This window comes from Kitasatospora sp. HPM-01-4 (genome assembly GCF_051374625.1).
Lineage (GTDB): Bacteria > Actinomycetota > Actinomycetes > Streptomycetales > Streptomycetaceae > Kitasatospora.
In genome coordinates, this window is sequence record NZ_JBPQGP010000011.1 from 67,919 (window position 1) to 90,127 (window position 22,209).

At 74.0% G+C, this 22,209-nt stretch carries 32 protein-coding genes; all 32 read left to right on the plus strand.

What is annotated here, in order from left to right; genetic code table 11:
- Positions 1 to 63: 63 nt before the first annotated feature.
- The gene (locus ACSMTC_RS40320; protein ID WP_436565106.1) at positions 64 to 642 is read left to right on the plus strand and encodes a hypothetical protein; all 579 of its coding nucleotides are present in this window, start codon (positions 64 to 66) and stop codon (positions 640 to 642) included.
- 134 nt (positions 643 to 776) lie between these two features.
- Positions 777 to 2,492 carry a DUF2637 domain-containing protein gene (locus ACSMTC_RS40325; protein ID WP_436565107.1) on the plus strand — a complete coding sequence of 572 codons (1,716 nt, stop codon included), beginning with the start codon at positions 777 to 779 and terminating at the stop codon, positions 2,490 to 2,492.
- A gap of 232 nt (positions 2,493 to 2,724) precedes the next feature.
- On the plus strand, positions 2,725 to 2,994 hold the full coding sequence (locus tag ACSMTC_RS40330) for a hypothetical protein (RefSeq protein WP_436565108.1): 270 nt from the start codon (positions 2,725 to 2,727) through the stop codon (positions 2,992 to 2,994).
- Positions 2,995 to 3,223: 229 nt separating this feature from the next.
- Positions 3,224 to 3,769, plus strand: a complete 546-nt coding sequence (locus ACSMTC_RS40335) for a hypothetical protein (protein ID WP_436565109.1) — start codon at positions 3,224 to 3,226, stop codon at positions 3,767 to 3,769.
- A gap of 16 nt (positions 3,770 to 3,785) precedes the next feature.
- Positions 3,786 to 4,928 (plus strand): hypothetical protein, encoded by a 1,143-nt coding sequence (locus ACSMTC_RS40340; RefSeq protein WP_436565110.1) that lies wholly within the window; start codon positions 3,786 to 3,788, stop codon positions 4,926 to 4,928.
- A gap of 49 nt (positions 4,929 to 4,977) precedes the next feature.
- A complete protein-coding gene (locus tag ACSMTC_RS40345; protein WP_436565111.1) occupies positions 4,978 to 5,352 on the plus strand; it encodes a hypothetical protein in 375 nt (124 codons plus the stop codon).
- A 240-nt stretch (positions 5,353 to 5,592) separates the two neighbouring features.
- Positions 5,593 to 7,722, plus strand: coding sequence for a helix-turn-helix domain-containing protein (locus ACSMTC_RS40350; protein WP_436565112.1), 2,130 nt, complete (start codon positions 5,593 to 5,595; stop codon positions 7,720 to 7,722).
- Between the two features lie 78 nt (positions 7,723 to 7,800).
- The gene (locus ACSMTC_RS40355; RefSeq protein WP_436565113.1) at positions 7,801 to 8,211 is read left to right on the plus strand and encodes a hypothetical protein; all 411 of its coding nucleotides are present in this window, start codon (positions 7,801 to 7,803) and stop codon (positions 8,209 to 8,211) included.
- A gap of 45 nt (positions 8,212 to 8,256) precedes the next feature.
- On the plus strand, positions 8,257 to 9,012 hold the full coding sequence (locus ACSMTC_RS40360; protein WP_436565114.1) for a hypothetical protein: 756 nt from the start codon (positions 8,257 to 8,259) through the stop codon (positions 9,010 to 9,012).
- Positions 9,013 to 9,157: 145 nt separating this feature from the next.
- Complete coding sequence (locus tag ACSMTC_RS40365; RefSeq protein WP_436565115.1) at positions 9,158 to 9,802, plus strand: hypothetical protein; 645 nt, start codon at positions 9,158 to 9,160, stop codon at positions 9,800 to 9,802.
- Between the two features lie 32 nt (positions 9,803 to 9,834).
- Positions 9,835 to 10,062, plus strand: coding sequence for a hypothetical protein (locus ACSMTC_RS40370; RefSeq protein WP_436565116.1), 228 nt, complete (start codon positions 9,835 to 9,837; stop codon positions 10,060 to 10,062).
- 129 nt (positions 10,063 to 10,191) lie between these two features.
- The gene (locus ACSMTC_RS40375) at positions 10,192 to 10,521 is read left to right on the plus strand and encodes a hypothetical protein (RefSeq protein WP_436565117.1); all 330 of its coding nucleotides are present in this window, start codon (positions 10,192 to 10,194) and stop codon (positions 10,519 to 10,521) included.
- A gap of 30 nt (positions 10,522 to 10,551) precedes the next feature.
- Positions 10,552 to 10,911, plus strand: a complete 360-nt coding sequence (locus ACSMTC_RS40380; RefSeq protein ID WP_436565118.1) for a hypothetical protein — start codon at positions 10,552 to 10,554, stop codon at positions 10,909 to 10,911.
- A gap of 15 nt (positions 10,912 to 10,926) precedes the next feature.
- Entirely contained in the window at positions 10,927 to 11,325 is a 399-nt protein-coding gene (locus ACSMTC_RS40385; RefSeq protein WP_436565119.1) for an RRQRL motif-containing zinc-binding protein, read from the plus strand.
- A gap of 59 nt (positions 11,326 to 11,384) precedes the next feature.
- A complete protein-coding gene (locus tag ACSMTC_RS40390; protein ID WP_436565120.1) occupies positions 11,385 to 12,128 on the plus strand; it encodes a hypothetical protein in 744 nt (247 codons plus the stop codon).
- Positions 12,129 to 12,220: 92 nt separating this feature from the next.
- The gene (locus tag ACSMTC_RS40395) at positions 12,221 to 12,457 is read left to right on the plus strand and encodes a hypothetical protein (RefSeq protein WP_436565121.1); all 237 of its coding nucleotides are present in this window, start codon (positions 12,221 to 12,223) and stop codon (positions 12,455 to 12,457) included.
- 132 nt (positions 12,458 to 12,589) lie between these two features.
- Entirely contained in the window at positions 12,590 to 13,072 is a 483-nt protein-coding gene (locus ACSMTC_RS40400; protein ID WP_436565122.1) for a hypothetical protein, read from the plus strand.
- 33 nt (positions 13,073 to 13,105) lie between these two features.
- Complete coding sequence (locus tag ACSMTC_RS40405) at positions 13,106 to 13,417, plus strand: hypothetical protein (protein WP_436565123.1); 312 nt, start codon at positions 13,106 to 13,108, stop codon at positions 13,415 to 13,417.
- A gap of 137 nt (positions 13,418 to 13,554) precedes the next feature.
- Positions 13,555 to 14,205: a RapZ C-terminal domain-containing protein gene (locus tag ACSMTC_RS40410; protein WP_436565124.1), complete on the plus strand. Its 651-nt coding sequence runs from the start codon at positions 13,555 to 13,557 to the stop codon at positions 14,203 to 14,205.
- Positions 14,202 to 14,633: an HIT family protein gene (locus ACSMTC_RS40415; RefSeq protein WP_436565125.1), complete on the plus strand. Its 432-nt coding sequence runs from the start codon at positions 14,202 to 14,204 to the stop codon at positions 14,631 to 14,633. Before ACSMTC_RS40410 ends, ACSMTC_RS40415 begins: the two co-directional genes overlap by 4 nt.
- Positions 14,630 to 15,343 (plus strand): hypothetical protein, encoded by a 714-nt coding sequence (locus tag ACSMTC_RS40420; RefSeq protein WP_436565126.1) that lies wholly within the window; start codon positions 14,630 to 14,632, stop codon positions 15,341 to 15,343. Before ACSMTC_RS40415 ends, ACSMTC_RS40420 begins: the two co-directional genes overlap by 4 nt.
- Positions 15,344 to 15,488: 145 nt before the next feature.
- A complete protein-coding gene (locus tag ACSMTC_RS40425) occupies positions 15,489 to 15,764 on the plus strand; it encodes a hypothetical protein (RefSeq protein WP_436565127.1) in 276 nt (91 codons plus the stop codon).
- Positions 15,761 to 15,958 (plus strand): hypothetical protein, encoded by a 198-nt coding sequence (locus tag ACSMTC_RS40430; RefSeq protein ID WP_436565128.1) that lies wholly within the window; start codon positions 15,761 to 15,763, stop codon positions 15,956 to 15,958. The genes ACSMTC_RS40425 and ACSMTC_RS40430 overlap by 4 nt, the downstream gene beginning before the upstream one ends.
- A complete protein-coding gene (locus ACSMTC_RS40435; RefSeq protein WP_436565129.1) occupies positions 15,955 to 16,365 on the plus strand; it encodes a hypothetical protein in 411 nt (136 codons plus the stop codon). The genes ACSMTC_RS40430 and ACSMTC_RS40435 overlap by 4 nt, the downstream gene beginning before the upstream one ends.
- Positions 16,366 to 16,368: 3 nt before the next feature.
- A complete protein-coding gene (locus tag ACSMTC_RS40440; protein ID WP_436565130.1) occupies positions 16,369 to 17,226 on the plus strand; it encodes an Lsr2 family DNA-binding protein in 858 nt (285 codons plus the stop codon).
- 2 nt (positions 17,227 to 17,228) lie between these two features.
- Positions 17,229 to 17,759 (plus strand): hypothetical protein, encoded by a 531-nt coding sequence (locus tag ACSMTC_RS40445; protein WP_436565131.1) that lies wholly within the window; start codon positions 17,229 to 17,231, stop codon positions 17,757 to 17,759.
- A 27-nt stretch (positions 17,760 to 17,786) separates the two neighbouring features.
- On the plus strand, positions 17,787 to 18,497 hold the full coding sequence (locus ACSMTC_RS40450; protein WP_436565132.1) for a GGDEF domain-containing protein: 711 nt from the start codon (positions 17,787 to 17,789) through the stop codon (positions 18,495 to 18,497).
- A 107-nt stretch (positions 18,498 to 18,604) separates the two neighbouring features.
- Positions 18,605 to 19,453: a hypothetical protein gene (locus tag ACSMTC_RS40455; RefSeq protein WP_436565133.1), complete on the plus strand. Its 849-nt coding sequence runs from the start codon at positions 18,605 to 18,607 to the stop codon at positions 19,451 to 19,453.
- 43 nt (positions 19,454 to 19,496) lie between these two features.
- Positions 19,497 to 20,243: a hypothetical protein gene (locus ACSMTC_RS40460; RefSeq protein ID WP_436565134.1), complete on the plus strand. Its 747-nt coding sequence runs from the start codon at positions 19,497 to 19,499 to the stop codon at positions 20,241 to 20,243.
- Between the two features lie 87 nt (positions 20,244 to 20,330).
- Entirely contained in the window at positions 20,331 to 20,756 is a 426-nt protein-coding gene (locus tag ACSMTC_RS40465) for an ASCH domain-containing protein (protein WP_436565135.1), read from the plus strand.
- Positions 20,757 to 20,835: 79 nt separating this feature from the next.
- Positions 20,836 to 21,282 (plus strand): hypothetical protein, encoded by a 447-nt coding sequence (locus ACSMTC_RS40470; RefSeq protein WP_436565136.1) that lies wholly within the window; start codon positions 20,836 to 20,838, stop codon positions 21,280 to 21,282.
- A 134-nt stretch (positions 21,283 to 21,416) separates the two neighbouring features.
- Complete coding sequence (locus ACSMTC_RS40475; RefSeq protein WP_436565137.1) at positions 21,417 to 21,860, plus strand: hypothetical protein; 444 nt, start codon at positions 21,417 to 21,419, stop codon at positions 21,858 to 21,860.
- Positions 21,861 to 22,209: the final 349 nt, after the last annotated feature.

Genomic DNA, 22,209 nt, shown 5'->3' on the forward strand with positions numbered 1-22,209 from the left:
ACGTCCGACGTCGGCGCGATGAAGGCGCTGGCCGCCACACCAACAACCGAAGGGGAACGCACCGTGCTCACCATCACGACCACCGGCAGGATCGCCCAGCTGCGCGACCGTGCCCTCCAGGCCGAGACCGCCCTCGCGGCCCCCAACCTTCAGTTGGAGGACGCCCGGGAGGAGCTGCGGACCCGCGACCTGGAGTCGCACTCCGCGCGCGCCGACCTCCAGACCGCGCAGTCTGACTCCGGACAGAGTCTCGTTGCCAAGACGAAGGCCAGTGAGGCCGTGACCCGTCTCCTGCTGAAGGACGCGAGCGAGCGGCTCGCCGACCAGAACCGCACGATCACCGAACTGCGCGCCGAACTGGAACAGGCGCGGGCCAGTCAGCCGGCCGACCCGGCCCTGCCCGAGCACGCGGTGATGGCCTTCCGCACCCTGGGCGGCGGTCTGGTCACACTGCTTGCCGTACCGGACGAGGACCGGTACGACCGCCATCCCATCTATGGCTACCAGTGCCTGACGTGTGGCGACGAGGCCAGTGGCGCCTTCCGGATGAAAGACGGTCGCCGGTGGGCCAACGAGCACGCCGCCGTCTGCCGGGCAATCCCGACCGGGACCGCCGCCGGGAAAGCCGGCGTCCGCAGCTGACCGAGGCCGCGTTTCGGGCCCGGCTGCCTCCTCTTCGCCCGCAGCGGCGGCCGGTTTCGGAAGCGCGTGATCGCGTTTCGGGAGCACCGGCCGCCGTTTCGGCATCACCTTGAACGAGCCTTCTGGAGGCCACCGTGACCATCACCGACTGGCCGCGCAACGCGGCCCCGACCGATCCCGACCCGTCCCCGCTGGGCTTCGTTTCGCTCCCGCCGGGGCCCGCTTCGGCAACGCCCGAGTTCGTTTCGGAGGCGCCCGACACCGTTTCGGAAGCGGCCCCGGCCGCTTCGGGAGCACCCGGCGCCGGCCGCGCGATGAAGATCCTCATGTTCGCCCTGACGAGTGTGGCGGCCGTCGGCGGGATCCTGGTGGGCGCCATCGGATTCGCGATGTCCTACGACACGCTGTCCGGCGTCGCCCTCAACTCCTGGGGCTTCAGCGCGCAGCTCGCACCGTGGTTCCCGGTCGGCGTGGACGCGAGCATCGTGGCGTTCCTGGCCCTGGACCTGTACCTGGTCCGCAAGGGCACCGCCTGGCCGGTGCTGCGCCTGGCCGCCCACACGATGACCGGTGTGACGATCTGGCTGAACGCCAGCTCGCAGGGCTCGATCCAGGCCGATCCGGTGCGGGCGGTGGCGCACGGTGCGATGCCGTTCCTGTTCGTCATCGGGGTTGAGGCCGGCCGCCGCCTGGTCATCCAGAAGGCCAGGCTGGAGGCCGGGACCGCTGCCGACCGGGTGCCGCTGCACCGCTGGCTGCTCGCCCCGCGGGACACCCCGAGGTTCTACCGCCGGATGCGGCTGTACGGCATCACCTCCTACCCGGAGATGGTCCGCCGCGACCAGGAGCTCATTGCCTACGAGCTGTGGCTCAAGCGCAAGCACGGCGGTGACCTGGGCAAAGCCACCGAGGACGAGCTGCTGCCGATGACGATGGCCCGCTACGGCTACACCGTCGCCCAGGCGCTCGCGATGCCGGACGAGCAGGAGCAGGCGGCAGCCGAGCGCGAAGAGGCTGCCGAGCGCCGGCGCCTGGAGGCCGAGACCCGCCGGAAGCTCGCCGAGGCGAACGCGCAGGCCGAGGCGCTGCGCGCCGATGGCCAGGTCGAGACGGTGCGCGCCCAGGTCGAGGGTGAGACCGGGCAGGCCCGCGCCCACGCCAGGGCGCAGGTCACGGCGGCCGAGCGGGCCGCCGCGCTGGAGGAGCAGGCGCTGGAGACGGCGGTCATGGCCGAGGCCCGCGCCCGCACCGCGGCCGCCGAGCACCAGGAGGCGATCGAGCGCAAGGCGAAGGCCGACACCGACCTGGAGGCGGCCAAGCTGGAGCGGGCCGCGGCCGAGGAGCGGCGGGCGGCGGCGGAGGCCGACAAGGTCGCCGCCGCGGAGGCCCAGGCGATCGACACGCAGACGATCGCCGTGGCCCGCCGGGCCACGGCCGAAGCGGATGCGGCTGCTGCCGAAAAGGAGAAGGCCGCCGCCGAAACACGGCGGGCCGTCGCCGAAGCGAACCGCAAGACAGCGGAGGAGGAGGCGCGCCGAGAGGCCGCTCTCGCCGCCATCGAGGAGTCGAAGAAGGCCGCTGCCGAAGCCGAGCGGGCTGCTGCCGAAACGCGGCGGGCCGTCGCCGAAATCGAGCGGCGCGCGGTCGAAGCGGAGGACGTCGCCAAGCTGAAGCCGCGCGAGCGGGCGGTGCGCAAGGTCGCCCGGATGATCCTGGCCACGCCCGAGCAGGATGCCGAGCAGCTGCCGCTCGCGGAGATCATGAGCGAGCTGGCGGTCTCCTCCTCCGCCACCGCCTCCGAGTACCGCCAGGAGGCCGCGGACCTGCTCACCAAGGGCTACCGGCCCTGAAGAGCGCCGGGTACCCCGGCGGTGGCCGGTCGTCAGGCCGGACGGGGGCGTTGATGTCGCCCCCGTCCGGGCCTTCATCCAACCACGCCACGCGCGCCCCGCGCGGCGAAACAGCACGTCACCACCGCAGTCACGTCCGGCTGTTCGTAGCCGTCCCCGACCACCCGACGAAGGGTGGGTGCGGGGGCGGTCACGGCCGTCCGGCCGGCAAGGAAGACCAGAGGAGGAACCGGTGAGCAGCACCGCCCAGCCGCCGGCCTGGCGGCGCGAGCGGACCGAGAAGCGCAGCGAGCAGCGGGCCCAGCGGGTCGGCGCGCACGCCGCGCGACTGCGCAGCGAGGCGGCGGCCGACGGCCCGAAGGGGGCCGCGGCAGCCGAGTGGAACATCCTGCGATCGACGATCAGCCGGCTGCCCGAGGCGGCCCAGGACGGCGAGTGGATGCAGCTCGCCACCGCCCTGCAGAGCCTGTCGATGGCCCTGGCGAAGCGTCACAGCAAGTAACCGCGTTCGGGCGGGTGGATGCGAATTACGCATCCACCTACGCAACGTACGCGTATCTGCCCGCACCTAACGCGTAGGCGGGCGCACGGGCGCGCGCGAGAGTACCCGCCCACTATGCGTAACCGCAAGTCGCCGCCCACGGCGGCCGCACCCGATCTTCCGGGCCGTCACCAGGCGGCCCACGACCCCTGTTTGGTGATCCACAACACCCCTTGGGAGGGGACCGATCATGGCTGTCATCGAGGCTGTTGTCGGCGCCGGAGTCGGCGTCGCGAGCATGGCCCTGTCCGTGGCGATGCAGGTGCTCGCCAACGGCGGGCAGACCGTCACCGCCGGCATGGGCCGGCGCCACCGCGGCGGCGCCGGCCGCTCCGGTGGCGGGGTGACCGGAGCGCTGAACGGCGCGCTGGCGAAGCTGGAGATGCCCCGGCTGCACATCGCGATGTTCACCGCGGGCGGGGTGGGCCTGGCTGGCACCGGCCTCGGGCACCTGATCTCGACGGCGACGACCTGGGCCAACAACGCGGTCGCCGGCCTGATGACCGACTGGGTCGGTGTCGGGCTGGGCTGGCTGGTGTCGCTGGGTGCGGCGGTGGTCCTGCTGATCGACATCCGCGACGACCGGTGCACCCCGCGCACCCTGGCGCTCGCCGCGTCGATGCCGTTCTTCGTGACGGCGATCCCCGGCAAGGTCGGCGAGGGCGCGGCCGCCGCGATCAGCGCCATCGCCCACTTCGTCGGCCACCTGGTGGCCTCCGCCTTCGGCATGCAGTGAAAGAGGAGCACCCTCCATGGAACTGCTGATCATGATGGCGCTCGCGTACGCGCTCGGCGGCGGGGTCACCGCCGGGCGCGAGACCGCGGCGCAGCACACCAAGACCCCCAAGCCGCCGAAGCCGATCGACCGGACCGAGACGGGCAAGAAGATCGCCCAGGGTGCGATCAACTCGGTCGCCCGCGTCTACACCTTCACCTCCGGCGCGAAGGAGGGCTGGCGCAAGGCATGGCCGGAGACCAAGACGGCCATCGCCGAGCGCCGCGCGAAGGTGAAGGCCGACCAGGCCGAGCGGAAGACGGCCAAGGAGGCCGCCAAGGCAGCCAAGGCGGCCGGGCAGCCGGAGCCGGACGAGGACGGGATCGTCGACGCGGAGATCGTCGAGGACGAGGTCGTCAACACCTCCGGCCCGAAGGCGCCGAGCGCCGAGACGATCGCCGACGCGAAGGCGAAGGAGGCGGCCGACGCCGCCGCGAAGGCCGACGCCACCGTCCACGTCCACGTCCACACCGACCCGCCGCCGCCGACCCCGGCTCCGGCTTCGTCGGCACCGCCCACCGCCCCGCCCCCGGCTACCGCGCCTGCTGCTCCGGCCCCGGCCGCGCCGGTCGTCCCGGCTCCGGCCGCGCCGGCCGACGCGGCCGGGGCGGTCCCGCCCGCGGCTGGAGCGGATTACCCGCCGCTGCGGATCGTCAAGGACGCCGAGCCCGCCGCTGGTGGCGGCGGGACCGCAACCGCCACCGCACCGAGGAGCACCATGACCAACCTGCCCACCGCCACCACGCTGGTCACCGAGGTGAACGGCGTCGAGTCCCTGATGAAGTACCTGGCGCAGCTGGCGCGCTGGGCCCGGATGGAGAAGGACGACGCCACCGCCGCGATCACCCGCCTGACCGAGCTGCGCTCCAAGGCCGAGCACGCCCTGAACGCCGCGACGGCCGCCAAGTACGACAAGGCGACGCTCGCCGAGCTCGCCGCGATCGTGGAGAAGCTCACCGAACTGAAGGCCACCCGGGAGGAGGACCTGCGCACCTCCGACCTCGCCGAGCGCAACGCTGCCCAGTCGTCGGCCAACGTGTGGGCCCGCCACGGCGGCATGCAGGAGGCCCGCAACCAGTCGGAGGTCGACATGGCCGAGACCACCACCTACGGCGACTGACCAGCAGCCTGACCTCCCGTCACCACTTCGAAGAAGGGGCCACCCCCGCATGGCAGAGATCACCTACGGCCAGATCCAGGACGGCCTGGCAGCCCTCGCAGCCGCCACGGCCGCCGAGGAGGTCGCCGCCCGCGAGCGGTTCGCGCGGGTCAACTTCAAGGTCCGCGAGGCGGAGCGCAACTACCACGCCATTCGTGAGCTCGGCTTCGACCCGCTGACCTTGAACGACTTCCAGCAGGTCGGTGCTGCCCTCGTCGGCCAGGCCACCGCGGTGGCGGCCGCCGCGAACAGCGCGATCGAGCTGAACGGCATGGCCCGCCAGGCCGGCCTGGCCATCGAGCGGCGCCACGGCGGCTACGACCGGGCGGTCGCCTCCGCACCGGTGCCGGCCGCCAAGCGCGAGGCCTACAACAACCGGCTCTGACACGGCTGCGCCGCCCCGGTCGGGCACCAACTCGCCGCCCGCTCCACCAGCCAGGTGGGGCGGGCGGCCTGGTGCCCGGCCGAGGTGCCACAACCGGTACCCGCACCCGCCGAACGAAAGGGAGATGGCCGATGCGCCGCGACCCCATGGACCTGATCTACCCGCTCGGCATGTTCGGGCCGGTCATCGTCCTGCTCGCCGTTCTGCTCGCCCACTGAACCCGGAAGGAACCCGCACACGATGAAGCGCACCCCCGCCCCGACCGGGACGGACACCGCCGCCGAGCAGGGCGCACCGCTGAGAAGCCGGCTCGCGCGCGGCGCCTGGCGGCGCCTGCACCGCAACCGGCGCCACCTGCCTCCGCTGGCCGCCTCCGTCGTCCTGGCCGGCTACGGCCAGGCCCTCACCAACGCCCCGCACGGGATCGTCGGCGCCCTGGCCGCCGACGCCGCCCTGCCCGCCGCCGTGTTCGCGGCCCGGGCCTGGCGGGCGAAGAAGCCCTACACCGGGCGCACCGGCAGGTTCCTGCACCGGCACCGGGCGCTGCCGACCCCGCCGGACCGGCCGATGCGCCGCGCCGAGCTGGTGCGCACCTCGGCGGCCGCCACGGCCTGCGGACTGCTGCTGACCGCGATGCCGATCACGCACTGCGGCCCCTTCGAGGCGCCGATGACGGGCTGGTGGTGGCTGGCGCTCACCCCGGCCACCGCGATCCCGTGGTGGTGGCGGCGCCGGATCCGCGCCACCACCGAGGACGTCCCGCTCGACCAGGAGGCGCGGATCGCCCGCTGGGCGGAGAAGGTCGGCGCCAGCCGCGGCGCGCTGCCCGGCTCGACCCTCACGGACCCGGTCGACACCGGCGACGGGGCGTGGGAGGCGGTGATCGAGCTGGACGGCGGCCGGCAGACCACCGCGACCGCGATCTCCGCCACCACGATGATCGCCTCCGCCTACGGGCTGCCGATCTCCTCCATCGCGGTCGACGGCGTGCCGGGCGGTGCGGCCGACAAGGCCAAGCTGCTGGTCTACGACAAGAACCCGCTCAAGAACGTGCCGGTCTTCCCCGGGCCCGAGGCCCTGGACGTGAAGACCGGCATCGCCCGGCTCGGCCTGCACATCGACGGTGGCCCCGCCCAGTACCAGATGTGGCGGCCCGGCTGGGGCGCGGTCCACACCCACATCTCGGGTGCGACCGGCTCCGGCAAGAGTGCGCTGCTGCGCTCGCTGTTCGCCATCGAGCGGCACTCCGGCCTGGTCACCAGCTGGGGCGGGGACCCGCAGGAAGGCAAGTCCTTCGGGTTCTGGCAGGACTACCTGTCCTACTTCGCCCCCGGCGTGGACGAGTGCATGGGCATGCTGATCGCCGCCGACGCCGAGCTCACCCGCCGCTCCAAGGCCTCCGCCCTGACCGTCTGGTACGACGAGGACGGCGACCTGATGTTCGGCGACACCGACTGGTCCCCCACCCCGGAGGAGCCGCTCATCTCGGTGACCATCGACGAGTGGCAGGACGTCTGGGGCAACTACCCCGAGGCCCTGGACTACGCGGTGCGCATCGCGATCCTGGGCCGCAAGGTCGGCATCAAGCTGCGCCTGGTCACCCACCTGCCCACCCTCGACTCGCTGGGGACGCCGAAGCTGCGCCAGCCGCTGACCGCGGGCAACAACATCGCGTTCCGCACCACCGAGCGCTCCGCCGGATACGTGATCAACCTGCCCGCCGACCCGAACGACATCCCGGCGGTGTGGCCCGACGAGCCGGGCGTGCCGACCTCCGGCATGGGCTACCTCAAGGGCGTCGAGGAGCGGGCCGCGATGTTCCGCGGCTGGGCCCCCGAGCGGTCGGGGATCGCCACCCGGTGGGCCAAGCGCGGCACCCCGGCGGTCGTCTCCGCCGAGGCCGCCGAGGAGATCGGCCCGCTCTACACCGAGTGGCGCGACCGCCTGGCGGCCCGTCGGCGCGGCGAGCTCCCGGCGGTGCCGGGCGTCACCGACGAGCCGCAGGAGGAGACGGTGGCCGACGCCAAGCCGGCCGGGAAGAGCCGGCCGCAGAAGAAGGGCAGCGGCGCCGGCACGGTCGCTGCGGCGAAGGTGTCCTTCGACAAGCTGTCCGCCCCGGCCACCTCCTTCGACCAGCTGGTCACCACCACGGTCACCACCGGCAGCGCCCCGGTGCGCGGTGACAAGAAGAAGGCGATCCTCGCCTTCCTCGAGCGCGAGGAGCAGGCCACCACCGGCATCATCGCCGCCCAGCTCAAGATGCCGCTGTCCACCGTCTCCTCCACCCTCAAGCGCGCCGCCGAGAAGGGCGAGGTCATCGACCTCGGCCACGGCGCCTGGGGCTCCCTCACCGCCCTTGCCGCCGCCTGACCCACCCTCACCCACCCCGCCCGCCGCCCCAACCCCGGGGCGGCGGGCACCACCCACTCCGCGAAGGAGACGAACGCCATGGACATCCGCCACCCGCTCATCGCCGGCACCACCACCAGCGGCAAGACCAGCCTGCACCTGATCCTCCAGGCCGAGGCGGCGGCCCGCGCCGCAGGCCCCGCCACCCGGGGCGCCGAGCCCGCTGCGCCCGCCGTGCCCGAGCTCCCCGCCGTCGGCCGCGACGACCGGTACGCCGACGCCACCGCCATGCTGACGGCCGCCCAGGCGATCGTCGGCCTGCGTCACGCGGCCCTGCCCGCAGCTCCCATCCGCCCGCAGCTCCCGCCCGGCCGGCCCCCCGTCGTGCTCGTCGTCGACGAGGCCGCGCCGCTGCTCACCAGCGACGTGTTGGACCGGCCGGAGGTCGCGCGCCTGCTGCGCGAGCTCGTCGGCATCGGCCGCGTCAGCGTGATCCGCACCGAATCCTGACTCACCGCCAACCGCACCGGCCCGTCTTCGAAGGGAACTTCCGCCATGACCTCCACCCACGCCGCCGCCCGCTACGCCGACCTGGCCCTGCAGCACGAGGAGGCCGCCCTCCTGGCCGACCCGGTGCCCCGGCCGCCGGCCGACCGGCTCATCGACGCCGCGAAGGGCACCGTCGCGATCGGGCACCGCCCGGACGGCACCGCCGCGCTGCTGCCGCTGTGGAACCAGTACGGCGCCGTCCACACCCTGATCGCCGCGCCCACCGGCTCCGGCACCAGCACCCTGCTCGACCACCTGGCCGCCGCCGAGCACGCCACGCCCCTGATCGACTCCCGACTCGTCAACGGCCGCGCCGTCGCCTACGGCTTCGCCACCACCGGCCAGGCCGACCACGGCGTGCGCACCGCCACCAGCCGCGGCCAGGCCCTCGAGATGCTCGGCGACGTCTTCGACACCATCGGCCGGCGCCGCCCCAGCACGGACCCCGACCTGCCCTATAAGCCCACCACCGACCGGCCGCTGATCACCCTGACCCTCACCGACTGGCCGGAGATCGCCGCCGACGAGGAGATCGCCCGCCTGGCCCACGCCATCTGCATGACGGGCCGCACCGTCGGCGTGGCGCTGCGGGTGGCGACCTGGTCGGTGCGGCTGATCGACGGCGCCGAGATCACCCACCGCCTCAAGCGAGCCACCCGGATCCACCTCAACCCCCAGTACGGCCCGGGCATGGGCACCCTCGCCCCGCACGCGGCCGCCCCCGCCCGGGCGTTCCGCACCTGGGCGCCCGCCACCCGCTGACCCGGCCCCACACGCCCTCTCCCGGCCTCTCCCGGGGCCGCCGGACCCGCCCGCCACCGGGCCGGGCCCGGCGGCCCTGGAAGGCGCCGAGCCGCCCCCACACCCCGCTTCCCCGCCCCGCACACAGCCCCCGAAGGAGCCCCCGGTGAACACCCCCGCCAACGCCCCGCACACCGCCGCCGACCGGGCGGCGGACCCCCAGATCAACATCCTGGAGACCGGCTACACCCCGGTCATCCTCGACGGCCAGATCCTCGCCGTCCCGCTGCGCCCCGCCCCGGACGGGCCCGAGTTCGTGCCCGCCATCGTCGGCGGCGAGGCCGTCGCGGTGCCGGTCCACAACCCGCTCGCCATCGCGGCCGCCGCGCAGCCCCAGCCGCAGCCGGCCCCGGCCGCCGCGGCGCCGCTGGCGGCCGAGCAGGGCATGCCGCTGGCGGTGCGCCAGTACCTGCTCGTCGGCTCGCTCACGGCGCTCGCGGCCAGCGGCGCGGTGTGGGTGCTCGGCGCCGCCGTCGCCGAGGTCGCCCCGCACGCCGACAAGCTCGGCGAGGTCCTCAAGTGGGCCGCCGTCCTGGTCGGCGCCGTCGTCATCGGCGCGGCCGCGCTGCTCGGCAAGCTGCGCGCCGTCACCTCCGGCGCCACCAGCGGCAGCGGAGCCTCCGCCACGGCCGCCGGCGACGGCGCCACCGCGACCGGCACCGTCCTGGCCCTGGTCCACCGCACCCACCAGACCAACATCGGCCGCCAGTCCGCCGGCTGGCGCGGCTCCATCACCAACCACAACGGCTGAGCCCACCCGGCACCGACCGAAGGAGACGCCCCGTGCGACAGCGCTTCGCCCGCCTGCTCCAGTTCCTCAACCGCCGCCCCGCCCCGCTGTGGGAGGACGACGACCTGCCCAGCGTCTACCTGCCCGCCGGTGAAGAGCCGCCGGCCCCCGACTCGGACCCGGAACCGGTCTGGTGCACTGCAGGCCCCCTGGTCCGGGCACTCCATGAAGCCGCTGCCGCGGAAGCCGACCGGCTGCGCACTGCCGCGACCGGGTCCTGATCCGGCCGACCGGTCTCGCCTCCGGCCCGCACGCTGCCCACCCGCCGCACTCCGGCCGGGTGGGCGGCGCTGCGTCCGGGGTCGGGGCCGGCCGACCGGCCGCAACCCCAGTCGAGAGGACACCCAGTCGTGGACGTCACCTTCGCCACTCTCATCCGCCGCTACTCCGAGGACGTCGCCTACCTCGCCGGCGGGGACAACGGCCCCCTGCAGGTCCCCGAGGAGGGCTTCACCCCCGAGCGCTTCACCGAGCTCGTCGAGGAGGCCGCCGACTACCTCGACCGCATCCCCGTCGACCCGTACTTCGACTACGCCGAGGAGCTCCACCAGGCCGCGCGCTACCTCAACGACGCGCTGACCGCCGAGCCCGGACCCGTCCAGCACGCCTTCCTCGCCAAGGCGAACAACTGCATCAACGTCGCCGAGCCCGCGGCCCAGGACATCGCACTCAGCTGCTGATCCGGTCGACCGGTCTCACCTCCGGCCCGCATGCCGCCCACCCCGCCGTACTCCGGCCGGGTGGGCGGCGTGTGTCCGGGGACGGGGCCGGCCGACCGGCCGCAACCCGACCCCGCCCTGGAGGAACCGATGGGCTACGCCTACTACACCGTCACCCGCCATGACGGCATCGAGATCGAGGCCGGCTACGCCGTCGAGGCCGTCTGCGAGCAGGACGGCTGCACCGAGCAGATCGACCGCGGCCTGGACCAGCTTTGCGGCTCTGAGCCGGGCGCGCCCGAGGACGGCTGCGGCGGCTACTTCTGCTCCCGCCACCTCTACTACCCCGACTGGGAGAGCGAGGAGCCGCAGCCGCTGAACTGCAAGCCCTGCGTCGAGAATCGCGACTGACCGGAGGACCCGTCAGTGCGCGCATCCGACCTCGATCCGACCGGCGAGCGGCACGGCGGCACGCCGACCTACCCCTGGCGCAAGGGCCCGGCCAAGGCGGTCCTGGCCACCCGGCGCCAGCTGCGCGAGATGGGCCTTCGCCCGGGCGGGCAGGACGTCGCCGCCCAGGTGGTGTGCCGGCGCGGCAAGCGCGTCGGGTTCCTGTACCGCGTCGACCAGGCGCTGCCCGTGCGACCGATGACGCCGCGCCGGGCCGCCGCCCTGGACCGGGCGATGGCCAAGCGGCAGACCTGCCCGGTGTGCCGCACCCGCTACGACCACTGCCTGCCACTCAAGACCCTCGGCAGCTGCCTGCCTTGCTCCGACCTCACCGAAGCCGAACGCGACCAGCTCGCCGCCCTCACCGCTTCCTGACCGCCCAGCCGTTCCGTCCCGACCACCATCGGCCAGCTCGTCCTGACAAGGAGCCAGCGATGTCCCAGCAGTGCTTCACCACCGCTCAGCAGCCCGACACCGAGGAGCCCGACCTGAGGAACGCCCCGCACCCCAACCGGCTGCGCGCCGCCTACGACGAGCTGGACCCGCGTGCGGCCGTCGTGCTCTCGATCTTCTCGCTGCTCATCCTGACCGTGCTGGTCCTCAGCCTCGGCCCGTACGTGCTGCACGCCCTGCGCTGGATCACCCAGCCCGAACACTCCACCATCCCCGCGGAACGGCTGTGGAACACGATCAACAGCCCGATCCACGCCTACCTGGCGCAGCACAGCACGGGACTGGCGGCCGGGCCCCGCACCCTCTACACCGCCTGGGCCGTGGCCGGGGTGCTCATCCTGATCCGGGCCCTGCGCCGGGGCGCCACCGTCGGTGTCCAGCTCGGTGCCGTGGTCTTCGGCGCGCTGACCGTCGCCATGGTCTGGTCCGGCACCAACGCCCAGGCCCGGCCGGTCGCCGCCGGCCTGGCCGCGCTCGCCTGGGCCGTGCTCGCCGCCCTGGCCCTGACCGGCAGCTGGATCACCACCCACCTCACCGTCGTCAACCAGCCCGCGCCCACCGCGCCCGCCACCGCCCCGGCCCCGGCCCCGATGCCGGCGCCGGTCATCCCGGTCACCGTCCAGGTGCCCGAGCCGCGGATCGAGGCCGTGGTCGTGGACGTCCAGCGCCTGCAGGTCGACATCAACGGCCGCCGCCTCACAGGCGGCGACACCGACCAGAACTGACCCACCGACACCTGCCGGGGCCGCCAGCCGCGCGGCCCCGGCCCGCACCGCCGACACCCCCGCATCGACCTGACCGAGAGGAACAACCCGCAATGACCTGGGCCATATCCCGCGACGCCCGCCTCGCCGAACTGCGCGCCCTCATGGCCGAACGCGCCGCCGTCCTGGGCAACCTGCCGCCCGGCACCGCGGCCCACGGCATGACCAAGGAGGTCAACGCCATCTACGCCGAGATCAAGGACCTCGAAGGCTCCCGCGGCATCGACCCGCGAATCCTGCTCGTCCTCCTCGGCCTGGTCGCCCTCTTCCTGTGGCACCTCGCCAGCTGACCCGATCCGGGCACTGACGCTGCCCACCAGTTCGCGCCCCGCCGCTCGGCCCACCCGGCCGGACGGCGGGGCGCCCTGGTGCGCGGCGCGGCCACCCGGCCGGACAACACCAGCAACGGACGGAGAACCACCGTGACCGCCACCGACCGCGCCGCCCGCTTCGCCACCGGCTACGCCCTCCTGCGCGCCGCCGCCGCGATCGGCGACATGTGGGTCCAGACCGACACCTGCGCCCGGATCAAGGGCGCCACCGACACCAACCCCGTCATCGACCGCGACGAGCAGGCCGGCACCGAGACCGTGCACGGCACCCGCGAAGGCCGACTCGCCTGCGCCCACCACTGCGCGACCTACACCGCCACCCAGGCCGCCGCTCTCCTGGTCGGCTCGCGCGTACTGGGCCTGCGTCTCAACCCGGGCCGCGTCGCCGCCGCGCTGGCCGTCTCGTTCGCCACGCACTACGTCGCGGACAGGCGCCGGCCGCTGGCCCGTCTTGCCGAGGCCACCGGTAAGAGCGCCTTCTACGAGCGCCTCACCCCGATCTGTGGATCTTTCGAGCTCGATCAGGCCTGGCACCACGGCTGGGAAGCCGCTGCCGCCCTCATCCTCGCCTGACCAACACCACCGACAGACCCGGAAGGAATCCCGATGAGCACCAGCACTACCTGGGCCACCGCCTGGCCCGAGGGCGTCCTCGCCCGGTACCTGACCGTCGGCGGCGCTCACGTCGACCTGCTGGCCCGCCGGTTCCGCACCAACTACACCGCCCAGGGCCGCCCCTACGTCAGCGACCGCTGGTACGAGGTCGACGGCTTCACCTGGACGTGCCGGGGCTGCGACACCCGCGGCTCGGTGAACGCCTTCGGCGACCCGTACCTGCCGACCGAGCGGAACAAGGCCCACGAGGACGCGAACGGCCACGCCGCGGCCTGCCGCTCGATGGCCCGCCCCGGCCACTGACGCACCGGAGTTCTCCGGGCAGTGACGCTGCCCGCCACCGCGCCCCGCTTGCTGGCCGCCCAGGCCTGGCAGGCGGGGCGCCGTGGCGAGCGGCGCGGCCGCCCGGCCGGACCCCAACTCCTTGTGATCGGAGAACCGTGGCTTCCGAAACCAGCGCCACCACCACCGAGTCCTGCGACCGCCGACTGCTGCGGCTGGAGCGGATCGAGTCCCCGCTGATCGCCCAGCTGGCCGCCGCGATCGGCCACCTGCGCACCGCCGGCGAGCACGCCGACCCGGCGGCCAGCCTCGCGCACTACCCCGGCCGCACCGTCCGGGACCTGACGGGCTGGGTCGGCGGCAACGTCCAGATGGTCGCCGAGCTGCTCGTGCCGCTGATCGCCCCGCACACCCGGGTGGAGATCACCAGCTACGGCGTCCTGCACCAGGACCCGCCCGCCGGTGACGCCCTGACGCTCGACCTGACCACCGCCCTGCGCAACCCGCCGGAGGACCCGGCGGTGCGCGAGGTGATGATCGCCTCCACCGGGCTGGACCAGGTCGTCTACGACTACGTGCTCGCCACCCCCGGCGCCGTCGAGATCGCCGAGCGCACCGCGCTGCGCGTCCTGGCTCAGGCCGCTGCCCTGCCCGGCCAGCCGGTGGCCCTGCACGTCTACTGCCGGGGCGGTCGGCACCGCAGTGTCACCCTGGCCCGCAGGGTCGGTGAACTCTGCGAGGCGCTCGGCGCCGCCGTGAGCGTGACGCACCGCCACGCCCACCTGCCCGTCCAGGAGAGCGCCCGGTGACCGCCCCCACCGCGAAGGAGACCGCCGGCGGCGGATGCGTGTTCTGCGCGATCAGCGCGGGCCTGGCTCCCGCCCGGATCGTGCGCCGCTGGCCGGAGACGCTTGCGATCGTCCCGCTGAACCCGGTCGCCGCCGGGCACGTCATCGTCCTGCCGACCTGCCACGTCCCCGACGCGGCCTTCGACCCGGTGGTCACCGGCCTGACGATGCGCCGGGCCGCCGTGCTCGCCCAGAGCGCCGGAGCGGCGAACCTCATCACGAGCATCGGCACCGAGGCCACGCAGACCGTCCGGCACCTGCACATCCACCTCGTGCCCCGCCGCGCACACGACGGCCTCGCCCTGCCCTGGACGGCGGCCGCGCCCGCCGCAGCCGGGGCGCAGACGGTCAGCGACGACCCCACCGGCGCCTGGATCGGAGAAGCATGAAGCGCACCACCCTCCTGACCGCCGCGGCTGGCACCGCGCTGGCCGCAGCGGGGATCACGCTGCACCTTCGGCGCCAGGCCAGCACCGGCCCGGTCCCGGACGAGAGCGCGGACCGGTGGGGCGATCTGCCCTGCCCGCCGCTGCGCGAGGGCGTCGGGCACCTGCACGACTGGCTCGCCTCTGGCGACTGGACGGACCCCGCCGACGTCCTCCAGGCCCTCCAGGAGCAGGCCCCGGCCCACCTGCTCGGCGACCTGGTCCGCGACCTGGCCGCCGACCTGCGCGCCGCCGGCCACTGCGGGCTCGCCCTCCAGATGGGCGAGGCCGAGCAGTTGCTGCGCCGGGCCGCCGACGTCCTCGGCGAGGTCGACTACGCCGACGACGGCTCCCCGTGCCCGGACGAGCCGCACGACGCGAACTGCGTCGGCGGGTGCGGCGGAACCGGGATGGTGATGGAGACCATGACCTGGGACGACCAGGGCGACGGAATCTTCGTGCCGGTCCACCAGGAGCCCGTCGACTGCCCCATCGGCCGCTACCACCACGTCCACGGCGAGACCTGCGAGTGCGGCGGCAGCGGCTACACCTTCGAGGGCGGCTACCGGCACCGCTGCCTCGCCACCCTGCCGCCGGCGCCCCGCCCGCTGCCGGACGACGACCCGTGGGCCAGCGCGGCGCCGTACGTCGGCGCGGACGACTACCCGGGCTGACACCTGCCCCTACCCACAGCACCGCGGCCCGCCTGACGGATCAGGCGGGCCGCGGGCTTCCCCGGGTCCGGCCACCCCTGCCTCTCACAGCCGACCGGCCGAACCCGGGCCACCCTCCGACACGAGATCAGAAGGACACCCCAGTATGGCGACCGCCGTCCTCACCCACACCCTCCCCTCCTCCGCCCTCACCGCCGACCAGCGCCGCCAGGCCGCCACCGCGATCCGCACCATCGGCCGCCTCGCCCGCCGCCCTCACCGCTCCCGCTACGCCTGCGACACCTGCTCGGTGGCCTGGTCCGGGCCCGAGGCCGACTGCTGGTCATGCGGCCGGCCCGCCAGCCACGCCCGCGACGACGCCTCCCTCCTCCACCGGCTGCTGCTCGCCCCCGTCACCCCCAGGAAGGCGGGACCGCGGTGAGCACCCACCTGCCCGAGGACCTCGACCGGCGCCTGGCCGCCGAACTCGTCCCCCAGTGCCCCGCCCCGCCCACCCGCCGCCGCACCCCCACCACCAAGCCCGGTCCGGTCGCCGCCGACCCGCTCGCCGCCGAACACCGCGCCCAGCTCCTGGCCGCCCTGCGCACCACCGCCCCGAGGAGGACCGCAGCATGAGCACCGACCACCACGACCACACCGTGCCGCTGGACCTGATCCTCGGCCCGCACCTGGCCGCTCAGATCATCCGCCGCGCCGCCACCGCCCTCCAGCGCAACGACCTGCTGCCCGAGCCCGTCGCGCTACGCCTGGCCTGCGAGCGCGCCACCGACGGCGACCCGCTCATCCTGGCCGCGCCCGGCCAGATCTGGGAGCTGCGCGACGACGTCGACCCCGACGACGCCCCCGCCCACCGCCTGGCCATCCACCTGCGCCTGACCAGCCCGCCGACCCTCTACGTGTCCGACCCGGACGACCCGACCGGCGACGGCGAGATCGACGAACTGCTCCTGGAGGTCCTGCACCTCTACACCCTGGCGTCCTGGGACGTCCGCTTCCTCACCGCGCCGACCGCGATCGGCTGACCGATGCCCAGCGACACCGCCAACCCGGCCACCGTCATGATCGCCGCCGAAAGCATCGACCTGTCCCCCACCGAGCCGCAGCAGGACGCCGACGCCGCGGTGCGCACCGCCCGCAGCGCCCGCGACGAGGAGGACCTGGTCCTGCTCCTGACCGCGCTCGGCCTGCCCCGCGGCGAGGACGACCTCGCAGCGCTGCGCCCGCACCTCGCCACCCAGGCCGGCACCGCCGACCGTCCCGACCAGACCCACGGAGGCACCCCCGTGTCCGACACCCTCACCACCACCGACGAGTCGTCCGACGTCCTGGCGGCCGTGGACCCGGTGACCCGCGAGGTCGCCCTCGCCATGCGCGCCAAGGGCGACAGCCCGCTCAAGATCCTCGCCGCCACCGGCCTGACCGAGGACGAGCTGCAGGCCCTCGCCGCCCAGCACCCGGCCCCCGAGACCGGATCGGAGTTCGGCACCGCCGTGGACGAGCTCCTCGCCTGGGCCGCCCAGCACCCGCAGGCCAAGGTCCAGCGCCTGGCCGAGCAGGCCCGCCAGGCGCTGGAGAAGCTCACCGCGCAGCGCACCGCCGACCAGGCCGTCGCCGCGCACGAGGCCAAGGTCGCCACCCTCAAGGCGCAGCTGGCCCGCGCCGAGCAGGCCCTGCGCGACGCCAAGGCCGGCAAGACCACCACCTCGGCGCCGACCAACCCGGCCGGCGGTGCTGAGCTGCCGCAGCCCGCCGAAAAGACGGTCCGCAACACGATCCGCGCCTGGGCCAACCAGACCGGCCGCCCGGTCGCCGACCGCGGCGTCATCCCCCAGACGGTGCTGCGCGACTGGTACGCCGCGCACCCCGACACGCTCGCCGGCTGACCATGGCCGCCCGCCCGACCGTAGTGCCGGGCCACCTCACCGGTGCGGGACAGGTCACCCTGTCCCGCACCGGCGGCGGCGCCGGCCCCGACTGGGGCGCCTACGCCCTCCTCTACACCTCCCGGCCGCTGCCCGGCGGCGGCAGCGAGGCCGTGATCGGCTACTGCCCGCCCGACGCCGACCTGCTCGACCCCGCCTGGGACCTGCACCAGCAACGGCCCTACGGCCCGGCCGGCACCGCGACCCGCCCGCTCGGCGACTACGCCAGCGCCTCCACCCCGGCTCGCACGAAGAGCGAGTCCCCGGCCTCCTACAGCCAGCGGATGGCGCTGTTCCTGCTGCGCATCGCCACCGCGACCCGCGTCAACGCCTCCAGCCCGCACGTGATCGACCTGCCCTGGGCGGCCTGGACGCTCGCCACCGAGCAGCACGTGGTGCTCGCCGTCGACCCGGACCATCCGCACCGCGGCTGGGCCTGTCACCACCAGGTCCGCGTCGGCCGCCTGATCGCCCTGCAGCCTAAGCAGTCCTGACCGCCCGCCATCGAGGGGAGCACCGCCATGCCCGGAACCATCACCGCCGACCTGCCCGAGGCGATAGCCCGCGCCCAGGCCAGCCTCGCCCGCTACCAGCACGCGCTCGGCCCCGGACCGGACTCCGACCCGGCGATCGACGCCGCCTGGACCCTGCACCGCGACGTCGCCGCCCTGCTGCCCGCCGCCCTGGCACTGCTGGCCGAACGCGACGACCTCGCCCGGCGCCTGGAGACCGCGCGCCGCGATCCGCTCACCGGCCTGCCCACCCGCGCTGCCTTCACCGCCGCCGCCGAGCAGCTGCTCACCACGGCAGCGGCGCCCGCTGCGCTGATGTTGGACCTGGTCGACTTCAAGGCGGTCAACGACACCTATGGCCACCAGGCCGGCGATGCGGTCCTGGCCGCCGTCGGCCGCCGCCTCGCCGACTGGGCCGGCCCTGCCGCCGCGTGTGGCCGACTCGGCGGCGACGAGTTCACCGCCGTCCTCGACACCGACTCCACCGACCTGCCCGAGCGGATCGCCAAGCTCCGTGGCCTGCTTGAGCAGCCCGTCGAGCACGACGGCCAGGTCCTCGCCGTCGGCGCCTCGATCGGCACCGCCACCCGCACCCCCGACCACCCCGACCTCGGCCTGTCGGCGCTCCTGCACGCCGCCGACCAGGCGATGTACGCCGACAAGGGCCGCGGCCGCCGCGGCCGCCGCCAGACCACCCCCGCCCACACTCTCGCCGCCTAACACCGGGAAGGAACTGCACTGCTGACCCGTGGTGGCGGCCCGCCGTCCTGGCGGGCCGCCACCAGGACCTCACCCACTCCTCATCACACACCCCGGAGGGAACCGCAGTGACCGACACCGGCACCGCACCGCACTTCGAGCTGGCCGTGGACCAGTTGGGCAACGTCATCGAGGCCGTCTGGAAGCCCGCCACCGCCACCCCCACCGAACTCGCCGAGCACGGCTTCGATCAGCCCTACGGCCTGCCGGTGACGTGGCTCGGGAACGAGGACGACGGCCTCACCGCCTACGTCGCGCTCGGCCACGACATCGACCGGCGCCGCCTGCTGGCCACCGCCAACCGCATCGCCCGCAGCACCGAGCAGTGGGCCAACGCCATCGACGACCCCACCCCCGGCGTGCTGTTCACGGTCCTCAACCACCCACCCGCCAAGAAGTGGGCGGTCTTCGTCGAGCCCGCCGACGGCACCGACGTCAGCCACTGGCCCGGTGACGGCGCCTGGTACTTGGAGTCCGCGGCGCCCGACGACCCGGCCGCCACCGCGATCACCGTCTTCGACCTCCAGCCCGTCCGCGACGACGTCCACCGTCTCCACCGCCAGGTCGAGCACCTGCGCACCCGCCAGGCCCGCCGCGGCCGGCGCATCATCACGATCTGCGGCAGCACCCGCTTCTGGGCCGAGATGGCGCAGGCCAACGCCGAACTCACCGCCCGGGGCCACATCGTCCTGGCCCCCGGCTGCAACCTCAAGGCACCGAACGGCCTGTGGGCCGACGAGACGAGCCGCGAGCAGCTCAAGCCGGAGCTGGACGCGCTGCACCGCGACAAGATCCGCCTCGCCGACGAGGTCCTCGTCGTCGCCCCCGGCGGCTACATCGGCGACAGCACCCGCGCCGAGATCGACCACGCCCACCGCCTGCGCCGCCCGGTCCGCTACTGGCCCACCAACAGCTGACCCCACCCCCCGACCCGGCACCACCGAACGAACGGACACCCCCGTGACCATCGAGCAGACCACTGACCTGCGCACCCGCACCTTGCGCGCCATTGTCGACACCGCCGACTCGGCCGCCACGGTCGCCGCCGGAGCCGCCGCCGGCCTCACCGCCTACCGCGCCCTCACGGCCCGCACCACCGAAACCCGCATCACCTTCGCCCTGGCCGCTGGCACCCTCGCCGCCATCCTCACCGACCAGATCTCCCACCACGTGCTGGTCCCGCTGCGCCGCCACCTCGGCATCGAGCGGTTCCCCGCCGCCCCGCGGCTGGCCGCCTCGCCGGAGCAGATCTCCGCCGACGCCAGCGCCAACGCGGCCGCCAGGGCCGCCTCCGGGGCGATCCACCTCGACTTCAGCAGCGGAGCGCTCACCAAGCCGGAGAACTGGCTCGGCGCGGCCGACGGCTCCGCCACGTGCGAACTTACGCCCTCCGCCCGGCTGCTCTACCAGCCGTCCGGCAAGGACGCGGGCACCGCCGAGTACGCGGGCCGGCCGCGCTACTACGAGCTGATCGCCGACGGCGAAGCCCCGACCGTGGTCACCACCGTCACCCAGCTCGCCCAGTTCCTGGAGCGCCTGGCCGACGGCCGCCCGCTGCACGACGACGAGTACGACCCGTGGGAGGGAGCCGACGACGGCGCCGACCCGATCGACCACAAGGACCTCGACTACGACGACGAGCCCGAGGACGAGGACGACCAGGACCACAAGGTCCTGACCGGCTACTCCGAGGAACCGCCGTTCTAGCAGCGCCCCGTCCGGGCGGCCGCCGTTCCGAAAGGGAGCGCCGGCCGCCCGGGACCGTACCCATCCCACGACACCGGAGACAATCGCGTGAGCGTTCCCGCCCTGACGATCCGCCAGCCCTGGCTCGCCTGCATCCTCACCGGAGACAAGCAGATCGAGAACCGGTCCTGGCCCACCAGCCATCGCGGCCCGATCGCCCTGCACGCCGCCCGCACCCCCAGCCGCGAGGGCCAAGCGGACCCCCTCGTCCAGGCCGTCCTCGCCCGCCCGGACGCACCGCACCCGACCCGCGGCGCGATCCTCGCCACCGCGAACCTGACCGACTGCCACCCGGACACCGGCGACTGCTGCCGGCCCTGGGGCCACAGCGGCCTGTTCCACTGGCGCCTGGCCGACATCCAGCTGCTCCCCGGGCCGGTCCCGGCCACCGGGCGCCTCGGACTGTGGCGCCTGGACCCCGAGCAGCACGACGCCCTCGCCCGGCAGCAGCCGGATCTCGGCGGAGCGAGCTGAACGAACATCACCAAAAGCCCCCCGGCCCAATCCCGGGGCCCGTACGGTGCGAACCAAGACCACCACGGAGGGGAACCCATTGAGCACGGACCGTACTGATCTGGACCACCTGCTCGACCTGCTCTCGCTGCTGCCCGGCCCGGACGCCAAGGACTGGTGGATCGACCTCGACGTCGCCGGAACCGACGGCGAGAACGAGACGCCGAAGCAGAAGCGCGAGCGCATCACCTACGTCCTGGGCAACACCGGCCCCTACATCCAGCAGTGCCTGGGCAACCGCAGCGACTACGAGGCGTCGGCCGGATGGCTCGCCCAGTACGTGCTGATGTTCTTCGGCGGCGAGGAGCAGGCCGTCGCCGACGTCGTCAACCGCGGCCTCGGCTACGACAAGGAGAGCGCGGCCGGCCTGGAGTGCCTGCGCGACATCCGCACCACCGCCTGGCGCCTGCACCTGGCCCACAACGCGCGGCGCCCCTCCCACGGGCGCCTGGCCGACATGTGGGGCACCGAGACCTTCCAGAACTGACCCACCGCCATCACCGGTGGCCCGCCCGCACCGGGCGGGCCACCGGCTCGCCGTGCCCAGCAAGTCCTCCAGCGCCAGATCGCCTTCGGCTTCGTCCCCTCGCTCGCTGAACCATCCCACCGACAAGGACACCCGTGAACGACGCCTTCACCACCGACCCCGACCTGCGCCACCTCGCCCGGCTGCTCGCCATGCTCCCCGGCCGGGACCACACCGCCTTCTGGGCCACCGTGAACAACGGCGCCGAGCGCATCGTTAAGCTCGAAAACGCCGATCCGAACGCCGTCGGCCTCGACTACATCCTCACCAAGATGCAGTCCGGCATCACCCACCTGCGCAAGGCCGAGAACCCCGCCGCCGTCGCCAGCTTCGGTCACCACCTGCTGATGTTCTTCGACGGCGACCGCCCGGCTTTGTGGTCCTACCTCAGCGAGTACGTGCTTTTCGGTAGCGGCCTTCCGACCTTCGGCGAGCGCTACGCCCGCGACCTGTGCGACACAGCCTGGCGGATCATCGCCCGCTACGACGTCCAGGGCGACAACGACCTCGCCGAACGCTGGCCCGGCCGCGTCCGGTAGCCCGCCTCGGCCCGGTCGGTGTCCCCGACGCACAGGCAGCGGATGCCACCGAAGGGGGCCAGCCTGACCCTCAAGGAGCCCATCGTCCGGGTCTGACTCCAAGTCCCGATCAGCGAGCAGCATGCCCAGAGGCCCTGTGCCAGCGCAGTTCCGCTGGCACAGGGCCTCTTTTGCGTTCGGGACGGCTGCCGACGCCGTCCTCAAGGTAAGGGCCTCTTACCTCCAACCCCCGGCATCAACGAGCGCCTTGGCTGGCCCCGACACGGTCAAGCAGCAGTTCCGCGACGGCGGTCAGATGTCCAGGAGAGAGTTGCGCCTCCAGGGCGTCGACGATCGTTAGCGGGGAGGC

Bases quoted from the DNA above. Each gene is read 5' to 3' on its own strand.
- ACSMTC_RS40335 (WP_436565109.1), top strand. From the start codon at position 3,224: ATGGCTGTCATCGAGGCTGTTGTCGGCGCCGGAGTCGGCGTCGCGAGC.
- ACSMTC_RS40340 (WP_436565110.1), top strand. From the start codon at position 3,786: ATGGAACTGCTGATCATGATGGCGCTCGCGTACGCGCTCGGCGGCGGG.
- ACSMTC_RS40345 (WP_436565111.1), top strand. From the start codon at position 4,978: ATGGCAGAGATCACCTACGGCCAGATCCAGGACGGCCTGGCAGCCCTC.
- ACSMTC_RS40350 (WP_436565112.1), top strand. From the start codon at position 5,593: ATGAAGCGCACCCCCGCCCCGACCGGGACGGACACCGCCGCCGAGCAG.
- ACSMTC_RS40355 (WP_436565113.1), top strand. From the start codon at position 7,801: ATGGACATCCGCCACCCGCTCATCGCCGGCACCACCACCAGCGGCAAG.
- ACSMTC_RS40360 (WP_436565114.1), top strand. From the start codon at position 8,257: ATGACCTCCACCCACGCCGCCGCCCGCTACGCCGACCTGGCCCTGCAG.
- ACSMTC_RS40380 (WP_436565118.1), top strand. From the start codon at position 10,552: ATGCCGCCCACCCCGCCGTACTCCGGCCGGGTGGGCGGCGTGTGTCCG.
- ACSMTC_RS40390 (WP_436565120.1), top strand. From the start codon at position 11,385: ATGTCCCAGCAGTGCTTCACCACCGCTCAGCAGCCCGACACCGAGGAG.
- ACSMTC_RS40395 (WP_436565121.1), top strand. From the start codon at position 12,221: ATGACCTGGGCCATATCCCGCGACGCCCGCCTCGCCGAACTGCGCGCC.
- ACSMTC_RS40405 (WP_436565123.1), top strand. From the start codon at position 13,106: ATGAGCACCAGCACTACCTGGGCCACCGCCTGGCCCGAGGGCGTCCTC.
- ACSMTC_RS40420 (WP_436565126.1), top strand. From the start codon at position 14,630: ATGAAGCGCACCACCCTCCTGACCGCCGCGGCTGGCACCGCGCTGGCC.
- ACSMTC_RS40425 (WP_436565127.1), top strand. From the start codon at position 15,489: ATGGCGACCGCCGTCCTCACCCACACCCTCCCCTCCTCCGCCCTCACC.
- ACSMTC_RS40435 (WP_436565129.1), top strand. From the start codon at position 15,955: ATGAGCACCGACCACCACGACCACACCGTGCCGCTGGACCTGATCCTC.
- ACSMTC_RS40440 (WP_436565130.1), top strand. From the start codon at position 16,369: ATGCCCAGCGACACCGCCAACCCGGCCACCGTCATGATCGCCGCCGAA.
- ACSMTC_RS40445 (WP_436565131.1), top strand. From the start codon at position 17,229: ATGGCCGCCCGCCCGACCGTAGTGCCGGGCCACCTCACCGGTGCGGGA.
- ACSMTC_RS40450 (WP_436565132.1), top strand. From the start codon at position 17,787: ATGCCCGGAACCATCACCGCCGACCTGCCCGAGGCGATAGCCCGCGCC.